Genomic DNA, 13,192 nt, shown 5'->3' with positions numbered 1-13,192 from the left:
CATGGAAATCAAGTCCGACAACCCCGACCACGGCTTCCAGTTCCCCGGCCAGTTCGAGCTCAGCGCCATGGGCCCGGCCAACCGCGGCCTGGAGCATGAGCTTCCCCGACTGCTGCAGGCCGAAGGCCTCGACGTCGTGAACGAGCGCATCAGCTGGAAGCATTCGTCCAATGGCAAGTACGTGTCGGTCCGGCTGGTGTTCAAGGCCGAGACCCGCGAACAGTACGACGCCGCCCATCGGGCGCTGCGCGATCACCCGGAAGTGAAGTGGACGCTGTAGCCGACAGCTGCCCGGCCGACGCCGCTCCGGAAAACCGTCCGCCGCGTCCGGCGCTGGTGCGCGACCTTGGCCGCCAGGCCTATGAGCCGGTCTGGCGGGCGATGCAGCGCTTCACCGATCAGCGCGCTGACGAGACGACCGACGAGCTGTGGGTGGTGGAGCACGATCCGGTGTTCACCCTCGGCCAGGCCGGCAAGGACGAGCATGTGCTGGCGCCGGGAGCGATCCCGGTGCTGCACGTGGACCGCGGCGGCCAGGTCACCTACCACGGGCCGGGGCAGATCGTGATCTACCCGCTGCTGCGCCTGCCGCGCCTGGGCATCGGCGTGCGCGACTACGTGTGCCGCATCGAGCAGGCCATCATCGATACGTTGGCCGAATGGAACATCGGTGCCGAACGCCGCGAAGGCGCCCCGGGCGTCTACGTTGGCAATGCCAAGATTGCCGCACTGGGTATCCGCGTGCGCCGTGGCTGCACCTTCCATGGCCTGGCCTTCAACGTGGCCATGGATCTGGAACCCTTCCACCGCATCAACCCCTGTGGTTACCAGGGGCTGCAGGTGACCTCGGTGGTAGACTTGGGCGGGCCGTCCGGGATGGATGCCGTCAAGACGGTGCTGCTGGAACAGCTGGCCCGCCAGTTCGGCCTGCGGCTGCAGCACGTGCCCGAACTGCCTGATCTCTCTGCGGCCGCCTGACCGCTCCCCGGAACTGCCATGACTGAAACCACTGCCCGCACCATTCCCCTGCAGATCGTGCAGGGCGACCTTCCGACCGCCGCGCCGTTGCAGGCCGGCGTCAAGCAGCTGGGCGGGGACAAGATCAACCGTTCGCCGGTTCAGTTCGCCGATGCACCGGTGCTGCGCAAGCCCTCCTGGATCCGCGTGCGCATTCCCTCGGGCAATGCGGTCCAGAACCTGAAGGCCAAGCTGCGCGAGAACCGCCTGGTGACGGTCTGCGAGGAAGCCAGCTGCCCGAACATCCATGAGTGCTTCGGCCACGGTACGGCGACCTTCATGATCCTGGGCGAGGTCTGCACCCGCCGCTGCTCGTTCTGCGACGTCGCCCACGGCCGGCCCAAGCCGCCGGATGCCAACGAGCCGGCCAGCCTCGGCCAGACGGTGGCCGACATGGGCCTGAAGTATGTGGTGGTGACCAGTGTCGACCGCGATGACCTGCGCGACGGCGGTGCCCAGCACTTCGTCGACTGCATCACCGCCATCCGTGAGAAGTCGCCGGGTACCCGCATCGAAGTGCTGACCCCGGACTTCCGCGGCAAGGGCCGCATGGAGCGCGCGCTGGACATCCTCGCGCAGAACCCGCCGGACGTGTTCAACCACAACATCGAGACCGTGCCGGACCTGTACCGCAACGTGCGCCCGGGCGCGGACTACCAGTGGTCGCTGACGCTGCTGAAGAACTTCAAGGCCCAGCACCCGCAGGTGCCGACCAAGAGCGGCATCATGCTGGGTCTTGGCGAGGACTTCGAGCAGATCAAGGCGACGATGCGTGACCTGCGTGCCCACGACGTGGACATGATCACCATCGGCCAGTACCTGCAGCCGACCGCGCACCACCACCCGGTGCTGAAGTACTGGACGCCCGAGGATTACAAGGCGCTGGAAGACTACGGCTATGAGCTGGGCTTCAGTCACGTCGCCTCCGGCCCCATGGTGCGCTCTTCGTACCACGCCGACGTGCAGGCCAAGGGCGCCGGAGTTTCCTGACCGGTAGATCCGGGCCATGCCCGGCGGTTCTTTCCCGCTGCGCTCGCCGGGCATGGCCCGGCGCTACCGATGGGCGTGCCTACCACCGTGGTGGGCGCGGACCGTTGGTCCGCACGCCTTCGCCTGCATTCACAATTTGCTACACCGGCCCCGCTAGGCTGGTTTTCCACCGGATGCGGACGGGTGACAAACCCGGCAACTTTCGGCACTGTCGTGATGTCTGAACACCACGCAGTCTCCCCCTTGGCAAGGCGCCTTCGAGCACGTTCATGAAATTCAAAGCCCCCGCATTCCTGATGGCCCTGGCGCTGGTAGCGCCGCTGGCGCTGTCGGCCAAGGCCGATTCGCCGGCGCTGCCGGCTGCGGCGACCGCCGATCAGGTGACCACCTCCAAGCTGGTGTACGGCCTGTTGTCCGACAGCCGGTACGCCTACCGTCCGCGTGCGCTCGATGAAGCCACCTCCAAGGATGTGTTCAAGCGTTACCTGGAGACCCTGGACGGCGGCAAGCAGTACTTCACCCAGGCCGATGTGGCGCGCTTCGCACCCTTCGAGGCGAACATCGCCAATGCCATCCGTGGCGGTGAACTTGAGCCGGCCTTCCAGGTCTTCGCGGTGTACAAGCAGCGCGTAGGCGAGCGCGTGGCCTACGCACGCAAGCTGCTCAGGCAGGAGCCGGACTTCACCACCGACGAGCGCTTTGAGTACGACCGCAAGAAGGTGCCGTGGGCGGCCAGCAATGCCGAGCTGGATGAACTGTGGCGCAAGTCGGTCAAGAATGACTGGCTGCGCCTGAAGCTGGCCGGCAAGAAGCCGGACGACATCCGCAAGACGCTGGACAAGCGCTACGCGACGCTGGAGAAGTCGGTCAACGAGCTGAAGGGCGAGGATGTCTTCCAGTTCTTCCTCAACGCCTACACCAGTGCGGTCGATCCGCACACCGACTACTTCACTCCGCGTACCGCCGAGAACTTCAACCAGGCGATGTCGCTGTCACTGGAAGGCATCGGTGCGCAGCTGCAGCGGCAGGACGACATGGTGGTGATCCGCGAGATCATCGCCGGCGGACCGGCCTCCGTGGATGGCACCCTGAAGCCGGGTGACCGCATCGTCGGTGTCGGCCAGGGCAAGTCGGGCGTGGTCGAGGATGTGATCGGCTGGCGCATCGACGACGTCGTGGCCAAGATCCGCGGTGCCAAGGATACCCAGGTCAAGCTGGAGTTCATCCCGGCCGAGGAGGGCGCCGATGGCAAGCATCACACCCTGGTCCTGACCCGGCAGAAGGTGCGCCTGGCCGAGCAGGCCGCCAAGGGTGAAACCATGACCATTCCGGCCGCCAACGGCGAGCCGGCACGGAAGATCGGCGTGATCAAGCTGCCGACCTTCTACCAGGACTTCGAGGGCCGCCGCCGCAATGCCGCCGATTATGCGTCGGCCACCCGCGATGTGGCCAAGCTGCTGGCGGGCTTCAAGAACGACAAGCTCGACGGCGTCGTGCTGGACCTGCGCAACAACGGTGGTGGCTCGCTGGACGAGGCGATCGAACTGACCGGGCTGTTCATCGAACAGGGCCCCGTGGTGCAGGTGCGTGAATCGGGCGGCCGCATCACCGTCAACAGCGACCGCAATCAGGGCGTGGCGTGGGACGGCCCGCTGGCCGTGCTGGTCAACCGTGGTTCGGCCTCGGCGTCGGAAATCTTCGCCGGTGCCATCCAGGACTACGGCCGCGGCCTGGTGATCGGCGAGACCACCTTCGGCAAGGGCACCGTGCAGAACATCGTCGACCTTGATCGCTGGCCGAGCGGCGAAACGCAGCGCTTCGGCCAGGTCAAGCTGACCATCGCCCAGTTCTTCCGCATCAGCGGCAGCAGCACCCAGCACAAGGGCGTGGTGCCGGACCTGGCGTTCCCCGCCAGCGTCGATGCCACCGAGTTCGGCGAAAGCACCTACGACAATGCCCTGCCGTGGACCCGCATCGCCGCGGTGCCGCATACGCAGTACGGGAACTTCGCGCCGCTGCTGCCGAAGCTGGAAACCCGCCACGAGGCACGCATCGCCACCGACAAGGAATTCGTGTGGTGGAACGAGGATGTCGAGCAGTTCCGTGCCGAAGCGGCGAAGAAGTATGTCTCGCTCAATGAAGCGACGCGTCGTGCCGAGCGGGAACGCCAGGACACCCAGCGCAAAGAGCGCCAGATCATGCGCAAGGAGCTGGGCCTGGCCCTGGATCCGCTGGCCGATGACAGCAGCGATGACGGCCTGACCGGCAACGAGCGCGATATCGTCAAGGATGCCGCCCGTGAGAAGGCCGCCGAGAAGCGACCGGACCCGCTGCTGCGTGAATCCGCTGCGATCCTGGCCGATGCGGTGAATCTGCTGGCCAATGATCGCCCGCTGTCGGCGCAGGTGCTGCCGCAGTCCACCGGGGCCGGTCGCTGGGCCGACTGAGCCACGCGTGACATGAAGTACCCCACGGGGCCGGCAATGCCGGCCCCGTCTGCGTTGACGGGCAGCGCCGGGCCATGCCCGGCGCTGCCGGTGCATGAACCGGGAGCAACAACCTGCGCCGCCAGCGGTGCTGTCGACCTGCCGCACACGGGGGCGGGACTACCCTAGCAGCTACCTTTCTCGCAGGAGTTCCCATGCGGGTCTCCCCTCTGTGCAGCGTTGCCGTCGGTATTGCCAGTGCCCTGATCCTGTCGGCCTGCGGTGGCCGCGCCGCCGACAGCACCGTGCTGCGCGAGTCCTTCGATTCCGGCGACACCTTCTCCCGGACGGTCGACAGCCGCCCGGCCGATGCCTGTGAAGCGGCGCGACGGGCCCTGCTCAGCCAGGGCTATGCGATCGCCCGCGTCGATGACGCGCAGGTGGAGGGGAGCAAGAACTTCCAGCCACGCGAGGACGATCACGAGCAACTGGTACTCCGCATCTCCTGCGCGCCGCGTGGCAGCCAGTCGCTGGTGTTCGTCAGCGCGGTGCAGGACCGCTATGCGTTGAAGAAGAGCCCGACCTCGGCCAGCGTGGGCGTGGGCGCGCTGGGTTCGGTATCGCTGCCGTTCGGCAGCAATGACGATTCCCTGGTGAAGGTCGCCAGCAGCACCATCACCGATGCCGACTTCTACCGCCGGTTCTTCCAGCGCCTGCAGCAGTACCTGCCGGCCGCCCCCGGTGAGGCGCCGCCGGTTCCGGAACGGTTGCCCGCTCCCCCCGTATCGGAGCCGGCGGCGGCGACGGATCAGGGTTGAGCGTGCGGCGTGGGTTGATGGTCATGGCCCTGCTGCTGGCTTCGCCGGCAGGCAGCGCGGCGGCGGCCGCGGACTGCACGCAGGGCCTGCTGCAGCGGCTGGGCTGGCGGTTTGAAGTGGCTGCGGTCAGTGCGCCGCAGATCCAGGGTGGCCCGGTGTGCACCCGGGCATCGCTGGCCGAGGCGCAGGCCGCAGGTGATCTGCGTGTGCGATGGCCGCAGACGCTGGACGGGGCGCAGCGCGAGGCGCTGCTGCAGCAGCTGCTGGAGGATCCTGCCACGGTCTGTGCCTATGCCTTCGAACTGGGCGCGGCGACCCGACGGGCCGCCACCTCGCTGCAGGGCAACCCGCAGTTCCGCTTCTCCGGCGCACAGCTGGGCTGGATCGGCTTCGGGATGCAGGGCGCACGGGCGCAGGGGTGGCGACGCGTGCGCAGCTTCGGCCGCGGCTACGTTCCCGTGGATGGCAACAGCCGCGCGCTGCAGGCGTTCTACGGCGGTGCGGTGCGTGCCGAATGCGGTGTCGGCCGCCAGGTCGCGCAGCTGGCAACGCAGCGTGAGCTGTATGGCGATGCTGCGTTCGACGCGGAGTTCACCGCAGGCGAACTGTCGATCGGCACCTTCATCGCGCTGCACGGCACCGACAGTGTCCTGCTCGGTGCGCATGCGGGCGACTTCCTTGCCGACGGCAAAGCCGTGCGCACCTCGGCGAGGGGACGTCAGGCCTTCGCGGGCCTGCCCGGCTTCATCGAACACGTGTACGACAAGAGCACGCTGGACGATCTGAGCAACCAGGCCGAGAACTTCGTCGTTGTCGACGTCGGGCCGGATGCAGCACAGGCGCTTGCCCGCCACGGAGGCCTGGCCTGGTACGACCAGCGCAACGCCGAGCTGTGGCAACTGGCGCAGGGGCTGCCGCGGGTGGGGCGGCGCTATTTCGAGCGGCTCCTGTTCGAACGCGACCCCGGACTGCGGGCGCGCCTTCCAGCGCGCTACCACGCCCGCCTGGCACGCATGGACCAGGTGCTGGACGATCCGTTCTACCAGCAGTTCGTGATCTACGTGCATCCGCGCGGTATACGTCCTATCGGCTACCACATCGCCCGGCTGCTCGACCGCAATCCACGAACGCCGTTTTCGATCGACCTGGCGGTGCACAATCTGCATACCACGCTCTACCGGCGTTGGCGCGAGGCGCAGCTGCGCCACTGTGCGTCAACCGGCAGGCCAGGCAGCCTGACCCTAGACCCCAACTGAAGGTGAAACAATGGATATTGCAATGATCGGCCTTGGCCGCATGGGCGCCAACATGGCCCAGCGCCTGCATCGCGGCGGCCACCGCGTGGTCGGCTACGACCCGGGCGAAGGCGCCCGCCAGCGCGCCGCGGAGGCCGGCATCGAAGTAGTCGATTCGCTGGCCGCCGCGGTCGCCGCGCTGCCGGTGCCGCGCGTGCTGTGGTTGATGGTGCCGGCGGGCGAAACGGTCGACCAGACGCTCGGCCAGCTGACCCCGCACCTGGCCGAGGGTGACATCGTCATTGACGGCGGAAACTCCAATTACCAGGACTCGATCCGCCGCGCCAAGGCGCTGGCCGAGGACGACCTGGGCTACGTCGACTGCGGCACCAGCGGCGGCATCTGGGGCCTGCAGGAGGGCTACAGCCTGATGGTCGGCGGTGAGGCGAAGGTGGTGGAGCAGGTTGCGCCGCTGCTGCGCACACTGGCGCCGGCGGAGGATCGGGGTTGGGCACGCGTCGGTCCTCCCGGTGCGGGCCATTTCACCAAGATGGTCCACAACGGCATCGAGTACGGAATGATGCAGGCCTACGCCGAAGGCTTCGCACTGATGGAACGCAAGCAGGACATGGAGCTGGACCTGGCGCAGGTTGCCGAGGTCTGGCGCCATGGCAGCGTGGTGCGTTCGTGGTTGCTGGACCTGAGTGCCGAGGCGCTCAAGCGCAATCCGTCGCTGGATGGCATCGCCCCCTACGTGGAGGATTCCGGTGAAGGCCGCTGGACCGTGGCCGAAGCGATCGCGCTGGATGTGCCGGCGCCGGTGATCACGCTCTCGCTGCTGGAACGCCTGCGGTCGCGCGAGTCGAATTCGTTCACTGACCGCCTGCTGGCGGCGATGCGCAACGAGTTCGGTGGGCATGCGATCAAGAAGTCGTAAGCGCCAGGAACGGAGCCCTTCGGCGCTGCCGTGGGGTTCCGGGCCGCGGACCGCGATCAGTTCAGTGCGATGCGCCGGGCCTCGCAAGCGCTGTCCCTGCCAGCCTGCAGCAAGCGCATTACCTGCAGCGCCTGCAACGGGCTGACCGTGGGTTCACCGTCACCCTGCATCGCCGCAGCGAACTGGGCATACAGGCGGCGATAGTCGCCCGGCAGGTTGTCGACCGTGCTGCGTTGCACGTTGTCCTCGGCATCGCAGTACACCCGCTCGCCGTGACGCGGGTCGATGCCCCAGCCCGGCGCGCCCGGCGCAACGCCGCGGCGCAGCTGTGCTTCCTGTACGTCCAGGCCCTGCTTGATCCAGCTGGCGCGGCTGCCGTGCACGGCGAACCGGGGCGCCGGGGCCGCCACCAGCGAACCGGCATGGAGGATCGCGCGGTGCCTCGGGTAATGCAGCACCGCATGGAAGTAATCGATGCCGCTGCCGCCTTCGCGCTGCACCGCCAGGTCCGCGTCGATCGCCTGCGGCCAGCCGAACAGCACCAGCATCTGATCCAGCAGATGCGGTGCAAGGTCATACCACAGGCCACTGCCAGGCCCCTCCTGCTCCCGCCAGCGCTCGCGCACGTGGGGCCGGTAGCGATCGAAATGCGCATGGCATTCGGCGACTTCGCCGAGCGCACCTTCGGCCAGCAAGGCCTGCAACGTCAGGAAATCGGCGTCGAAACGGCGATTCTGGAACACCGTGACGATGCGGTCTGCATCGCGCGCCGCCGCCAGCACGGCTTCGGCTTCGGCCACGTCCAGTGCGAAGGGTTTGTCCACCAGCACATGCTTGCCTGCGGCCAGCGCGGCCATCGCCAATGGTGCGTGCTGGTCATTCGGCGTGGCAATCACCACCGCGTCCACCGCCGGATCGTCGAATACGTCCCGGGGTGCCGCGCGCACATGTACATCGCTGAACGTGCGCAGCAGCAGGTCGCGCTGCGAACTGACCACGCTGTGCAGGGTCAGTCCCGGGGTGTGCTGGATCAGCGGCGCGTGGAAAACGCGGCCGGCGAGGCCGTACCCGATCAGGGCCAGTTGCAGGTCAGGGCGCATGGCAGTGCTCCGCGCAGATCAGGCATGCAGGGTAAACGACGGGGGCCAGGATCCAAAGCTGAACGGTTGCGTTGAAAACCGGCGCGATTCACGGCGGCGTGACCGTAGCGCCACGCCTGCTGCACGGCGCTGCGGCCACACTGACCCCACATTCCGCAGGAGGTAACATACGATGAACAACCCGACCCGTACGCTGATTGCTTCGGCCCTCACCCTGGGCCTGGCGCTGTCCTCCTCGGCTGCATTCGCCAAGGATCCGGCAGCCAAGAGTCCGCCTGCCACCGACCATTCGGCGATGACCCACGCCGATCGCCACGACTCCAACGAGCCGGTGACCGACACCTGGATCACCACCAAGGTGAAGGCCGACCTGCTGGCCAGCAGCAATGTGCCGGGCACCGAGGTCAAGGTGGAAACCGTGAATGGCGTCGTCAGCCTCAGCGGCACGGTGGCGACCCAGGCCGAGCATGACAAGGCCGTCACTACGGCCAAGGGCATCAAGGGCGTCACCCGCGTTGATGCCAGCGCGCTGAAGGTCAACGCGGCGGCCAAGCGCTGATCCCGTGCGCCGCCCCGCCGGGGCGCCGCAGTACAGCTGCATGACGGTGGAGCCGGGCCAGCCCCGGCTCCACCCATGATGTTTTCTGGAGCGTTCAGCTGCCAAGGCCAGACGTTCCAGAGGTGTGACCGCCTGCGCTATATTGCCGGTTCCGCCGCAGCTGGGCCTGTCCGGGCCCATCCCTCTGCGGCCGTGCTGATGAGGAACTATGGCGCTGGTGTTCAGTGACGACATCTGGGATCGCTGGCGATTGCCGGCCTTGGCGCTGGCCGCCGCCGCGATCATCGTCGTGCCGTGGTTGACCCAGCGCAAGCTTCAGCGTGAGAACGAAGAAGCCATGGCCTGGGTGACGCATACGCAGGCGGTTGGCGTGGCGCTCCAACAGTTGCAGGCCGATGTGCGCGATGTCGAGTCGGCGGCGTTGACGCTGTCCAAAGGCGTGGACGCGCCCGGTCTGCGCGAGCGCATGGCCAAGGCCAACGAGATTCCCGGCCGACTCGCAGAGCTGGGCCGGATGACACGCGATAATCCTGAGCAGCTGATCCGCATCGGTCGCATCGAGTCCATGCTGGAAGGGCGGCTGGCGGTGGCGCGCGCGCTGGCCAAGGCCGAACCGAACAGTGACCAGCGCGCGCTGGTACAGGACCTGAGCACCCGTTACCCGATCCGCAGCGTGGTTGAAGAGCTGCAGAACAGCGAGCAGGCGCTGCTGGCCGAGCGGGCCGAACAGGCTGCGCGGCAGCGCAGGCAGACCGAATTCGTCTCGTGGAGCTCGCTGGTGGTACAGCTGGCGCTGCTCGGCCTGGTGCTCTGGCTGCTGCAGCGGCAGATCGGTCGCCGCCTGCAGGCCGAACGGCAGTCGCTGCGCTCGGCCGCGCGCGCTGCCTCAGTACTGCAGACCGTGCGTGAGCCGATCGTGCTGCTCGACCGCGAGCTGCGCGTGCAGCTGCACAATCCGGCCTTTGCCGAGTTGTACGGCCTGCAGGACGAACGTGCCGATGGCCTGTTGCTGGATGACGTCGGCGACGGCGCCTGGCGGGACGCCGTCGTGCGCCAGCGCCTGGTCGATGTGCTGCTGCGCGGGCGCGAGCTGTGGGACTTCGAGCACGAACAGCGCACCTCCGAGGGCGTGGTGCGCTACATGCTGCTCAACGCGCGGCGCATGCCGCTGCCGGATACCGACGATGAAGTGGTGTTGCTGACCGTCAGCGATGTCACCGTGCAGCGCGCCGTGCAGTCGCGTGTGGAGGAACTGAACCGCCAGCTGGAAGGCAAGGTGGCGCAGGTCTCGGAGGTCAATCGCGAGCTGGAAGCATTCAGCTATTCGGTGTCGCATGACCTGCGCGCGCCGCTGCGCCACGTTGCCGGCTTCTCCGACAAGCTGTCGCGCCACCTGGGCGAGAGCGCCGACGAGAAGAGCCTGCATTACCTTGGGGTGATCTCCAGCTCGGCGCGGCGCATGGCGACGCTGATCGACGATCTGCTGGTCTATTCGCGGCTGGGGCGCGCAGCGATGCGCCAGCAGGCAGTGGACATGCAGTCGCTGGTGTCCGATACCCGCGCGATGCTCGATTCCAACCTGCAGGCCGAGGCTGAAAGCAGTGGCCAGGTCCATCACGTCGAATGGAACATCGCACCGCTGCCGATCGTGGTGGCCGATGAGAACATGATGCGCCAGGTGTGGCTGAACCTGCTCGGCAACGCGGTCAAGTATTCCAGCAACCGCGAACCGGCGAAGATCCGCGTGGATTACCAGCCGCAGCCTGATGGCGGCCATCAGTTCACGGTCAGCGACAATGGTGCAGGCTTTGACATGGCCTATGCCGGAAAGCTGTTCGGCGTGTTCCAGCGCCTGCACAAGGCCAGTGATTACCCCGGTACCGGCATCGGCCTGGCCAGCGTACGGCGCGTGCTGACCCGTCATGGAGGCCGGGTCTGGGCCGAAGCCGAGCCGGACGCCGGCGCAACCTTCCACTTCTACCTGCCTCCCGCGCTCGACGCGGACAAACAAGGTCCCTCCGCATGACGACTCTGCGCACCATCCTTCTTGCCGAAGACAGCCCGGCCGATGCCGAGATGGCGATCGACGCCCTGCAGGAAGCCCGCCTGGCCAATCCCATCGTGCACGTCGAGGACGGCGTGGAGGTCATGGACTACCTGCTGCGGCGCGGTACCTTCGCCAGCCGCGAGGAGGGCCTGCCGGCGGTGCTGCTGCTGGACATCAAGATGCCGCGCATGGACGGCCTGGAAGTGCTGCGGCAGATCCGTGAGCACGAGGAGCTCAAGCGCCTTCCCGTGGTGATCCTGTCGTCCTCGCGCGAAGAGAGCGATCTGGCCCGCAGCTGGGACATGGGCGTGAACGCCTACGTGGTCAAGCCGGTGGACGTGGACCAGTTCTTCGGTGCCGTGCAGACCCTGGGCAAGTTCTGGGCACTGATCAACCAGGCACCGGAACTCGAGTAAGCCCATGCCCCTGACCGGTCCCTCCCTCGGGGCACTGCGCATCCTGCTGGTGGAGGATTCGCCTGAAGACGCCGAGCTGATGTCCGAACAGATGCTGGATGCGGGCCTGGAAGCCCGCTTCGAGCGCGTTGAGAGCGAGGCGGAACTGCGCCAGGCGCTGGCCTCCTTCCAGCCGGATATCGTGCTGTCCGACCTGAGCATGCCGGGTTTCTCCGGCGACGATGCCTTGCGCATCGTGCGCGAGACGGCGCCGGATGTTCCCTTCATCTTCGTCTCGGGCACGATGGGTGAGGAGAATGCAGTGGCGGCGCTGCAGAAGGGCGCCAACGACTACATCATCAAGCACCAGCCGGCGCGCCTGCCGTCGGCGGTGGCCCGTGCGATCCGCGAGGCGCGCAGCGCGGTGGAGCGTTCGCGCGTGGAGACCGAGCTGATGCGCGCGCAACGGCTGGAAAGCCTTTCGCTGCTCGCCGCTGGCCTCAGCCACGACCTGCGCAACATCCTGCAGCCGCTGCTGATCATGCCGGACCTGCTGAAGGCGCGCACCGATGATCCGCAGCTGCACCACCTTGCGGATGTGATCGCCGAGTGCGGCCGCCGCGGTCATGAAATGGCGGAATCGATGTTGTCGTTCGTCCGTGGCTCGCGCAAGCCCAGCGAACGCGTGCAGATCGACGGCCTGTTCGACGCGGTGGCGCTGCTGCTGCGCAGCAACGTGCCCGATGCGGTGCGCCTGCACCTGCAGGTGGAAGACGAGGGCCTTGCGGTCGATGCGAACTACACCGAGCTGCAGCAGGTGCTGTTGAACCTGGCACTCAATGCAATCCAGGCGATGCCCAGCGGCGGCCGCCTGAGCCTGACCGCAAGCCATGCCGGCGAGCGCGACGGTGTGGACTGGATGCGCATCGCCGTGGCCGACGACGGCATCGGCATGGATGCCGATACGCTCTCGCATCTGTTCAATCCCTTCTTCACCACCAAGGCGGACGGTACCGGCCTGGGCCTGATTTCCTGCAAGCGCATCGTCGAAGGTGCTGGCGGCAGCATCACGGTCACCAGCCAGCCCGGGCAGGGCACCTGTTTCGAGCTGCGCCTGCCGATGCGTGACGCCATCGAGAGCGGCGAGCCGATCGAGCAGCTGGTGGCACTGGGCAGTGGCCAGTCGATCCTGGTGGTCGATGGCGAAGCCACGCGCCTGTCGCTGCTGGGCAATGCGCTGTCCAGCCAGGGATATCAGCTGCAGCTGGCTTCCGATGGACCGGCGGCGTTGCGCTGGATGCAGCAGGAGGCGATGCCGGCGCTGGTGATCGCCGATGCCGGCTCCAAACTGCTGCCGGCCAGCCAGCTGCTGGGCGAAATGGCCGGACTGGGTTACCGGGGGCCGGCGCTGGTGCTGGAAGACGCGTCAGTGGACGTTCCGGCCGATGCATTCCCTGATGGCATCGAGGTGCATGTGCTGCGCAAGCCGTTGCAGATGCAGCAGGTGTTCCGCGCTGTGGCAGAGGCACTGGGCTGAATCTGCGTCGCCGGGCATTGCCCGGCGCTACCGGCAGGGGGAGGGAGGGCCGGGCCATGCCCGCGGGCAGGGGCCCCCGGCCGTGGCGGGGGTTCCCCTGGGCAGGGGGGCGGGCGGTCCCCCGCCTGTTC

At 67.3% G+C, this 13,192-nt stretch carries 12 protein-coding genes; 11 read left to right on the top strand and 1 reads right to left on the bottom strand.

All coding sequences use genetic code 11. From position 1 onward, the window contains the following. Position 1: 1 nt before the first annotated feature. The 7 genes from ABE543_RS12410 to gnd all read left to right on the top strand — a co-directional run bounded on the left by ABE543_RS12410 (position 2) and on the right by gnd (position 7,423). Positions 2-280 (top strand): YbeD family protein, encoded by a 279-nt coding sequence (locus ABE543_RS12410; protein WP_053519645.1) that lies wholly within the window; start codon positions 2-4, stop codon positions 278-280. Continuing rightward, positions 268-978 (top strand): lipoyl(octanoyl) transferase LipB, encoded by a 711-nt coding sequence (gene lipB, locus ABE543_RS12405; RefSeq protein WP_053519632.1) that lies wholly within the window; start codon positions 268-270, stop codon positions 976-978. Before ABE543_RS12410 ends, lipB begins: the two co-directional genes overlap by 13 nt. 18 nt (positions 979-996) lie before the next feature. Beyond that, a complete protein-coding gene (lipA, locus tag ABE543_RS12400) occupies positions 997-2,007 on the top strand; it encodes a lipoyl synthase (RefSeq protein WP_346475747.1) in 1,011 nt (336 codons plus the stop codon). A 269-nt stretch (positions 2,008-2,276) separates the two neighbouring features. Continuing rightward, positions 2,277-4,454 (top strand): carboxy terminal-processing peptidase, encoded by a 2,178-nt coding sequence (locus ABE543_RS12395; RefSeq protein WP_053519630.1) that lies wholly within the window; start codon positions 2,277-2,279, stop codon positions 4,452-4,454. Positions 4,455-4,648: 194 nt separating this feature from the next. Further along, complete coding sequence (locus tag ABE543_RS12390; protein ID WP_053519316.1) at positions 4,649-5,251, top strand: DUF2242 domain-containing protein; 603 nt, start codon at positions 4,649-4,651, stop codon at positions 5,249-5,251. Between the two features lie 17 nt (positions 5,252-5,268). Beyond that, the gene (locus tag ABE543_RS12385) at positions 5,269-6,507 is read left to right on the top strand and encodes a hypothetical protein (RefSeq protein WP_346475746.1); all 1,239 of its coding nucleotides are present in this window, start codon (positions 5,269-5,271) and stop codon (positions 6,505-6,507) included. Between the two features lie 10 nt (positions 6,508-6,517). After that, positions 6,518-7,423 (top strand): phosphogluconate dehydrogenase (NAD(+)-dependent, decarboxylating), encoded by a 906-nt coding sequence (gnd, locus tag ABE543_RS12380; RefSeq protein WP_053519312.1) that lies wholly within the window; start codon positions 6,518-6,520, stop codon positions 7,421-7,423. Positions 7,424-7,479: 56 nt separating this feature from the next. Here gnd and ABE543_RS12375 read toward each other — a convergent pair whose 3' ends face one another. Further along, positions 7,480-8,523, bottom strand: a complete 1,044-nt coding sequence (locus ABE543_RS12375; protein WP_346475745.1) for an oxidoreductase — start codon at positions 8,521-8,523, stop codon at positions 7,480-7,482. Positions 8,524-8,695: 172 nt separating this feature from the next. On the opposite strand from ABE543_RS12375, the gene ABE543_RS12370 reads away from it, so the two are divergent. The 4 genes from ABE543_RS12370 to ABE543_RS12355 all read left to right on the top strand — a co-directional run bounded on the left by ABE543_RS12370 (position 8,696) and on the right by ABE543_RS12355 (position 13,061). Continuing rightward, positions 8,696-9,082, top strand: a complete 387-nt coding sequence (locus tag ABE543_RS12370) for a BON domain-containing protein (RefSeq protein ID WP_053519307.1) — start codon at positions 8,696-8,698, stop codon at positions 9,080-9,082. 208 nt (positions 9,083-9,290) lie between these two features. Then, a complete protein-coding gene (locus tag ABE543_RS12365) occupies positions 9,291-11,108 on the top strand; it encodes an ATP-binding protein (protein WP_053519305.1) in 1,818 nt (605 codons plus the stop codon). Continuing rightward, on the top strand, positions 11,105-11,545 hold the full coding sequence (locus ABE543_RS12360) for a response regulator (RefSeq protein WP_053519303.1): 441 nt from the start codon (positions 11,105-11,107) through the stop codon (positions 11,543-11,545). Before ABE543_RS12365 ends, ABE543_RS12360 begins: the two co-directional genes overlap by 4 nt. A 4-nt stretch (positions 11,546-11,549) precedes the next feature. After that, entirely contained in the window at positions 11,550-13,061 is a 1,512-nt protein-coding gene (locus ABE543_RS12355; protein WP_346475744.1) for an ATP-binding protein, read from the top strand. The last annotated feature ends 131 nt before the right edge of the window (positions 13,062-13,192 follow it).

Source organism: Stenotrophomonas sp. TWI169, assembly GCF_039674705.1.
In the GTDB taxonomy this organism is placed as follows: Bacteria; Pseudomonadota; Gammaproteobacteria; order Xanthomonadales; family Xanthomonadaceae; genus Stenotrophomonas; species Stenotrophomonas maltophilia_P.
This window is presented reverse-complemented; position numbering and strand designations above follow the sequence as displayed.

Coding starts and splice junctions, on each gene's coding strand:
- ABE543_RS12395 (WP_053519630.1), top strand. CDS start 2,277: ATGAAATTCAAAGCCCCCGCATTCCTGATGGCCCTGGCGCTGGTAGCG.
- ABE543_RS12370 (WP_053519307.1), top strand. CDS start 8,696: ATGAACAACCCGACCCGTACGCTGATTGCTTCGGCCCTCACCCTGGGC.
- ABE543_RS12385 (WP_346475746.1), top strand. CDS start 5,269: ATGGTCATGGCCCTGCTGCTGGCTTCGCCGGCAGGCAGCGCGGCGGCG.
- ABE543_RS12360 (WP_053519303.1), top strand. CDS start 11,105: ATGACGACTCTGCGCACCATCCTTCTTGCCGAAGACAGCCCGGCCGAT.
- ABE543_RS12390 (WP_053519316.1), top strand. CDS start 4,649: ATGCGGGTCTCCCCTCTGTGCAGCGTTGCCGTCGGTATTGCCAGTGCC.
- ABE543_RS12410 (WP_053519645.1), top strand. CDS start 2: ATGGAAATCAAGTCCGACAACCCCGACCACGGCTTCCAGTTCCCCGGC.
- ABE543_RS12365 (WP_053519305.1), top strand. CDS start 9,291: ATGGCGCTGGTGTTCAGTGACGACATCTGGGATCGCTGGCGATTGCCG.
- ABE543_RS12355 (WP_346475744.1), top strand. CDS start 11,550: ATGCCCCTGACCGGTCCCTCCCTCGGGGCACTGCGCATCCTGCTGGTG.
- gnd (WP_053519312.1), top strand. CDS start 6,518: ATGGATATTGCAATGATCGGCCTTGGCCGCATGGGCGCCAACATGGCC.
- lipA (WP_346475747.1), top strand. CDS start 997: ATGACTGAAACCACTGCCCGCACCATTCCCCTGCAGATCGTGCAGGGC.
- ABE543_RS12375 (WP_346475745.1), bottom strand. CDS start 8,523: ATGCGCCCTGACCTGCAACTGGCCCTGATCGGGTACGGCCTCGCCGGC.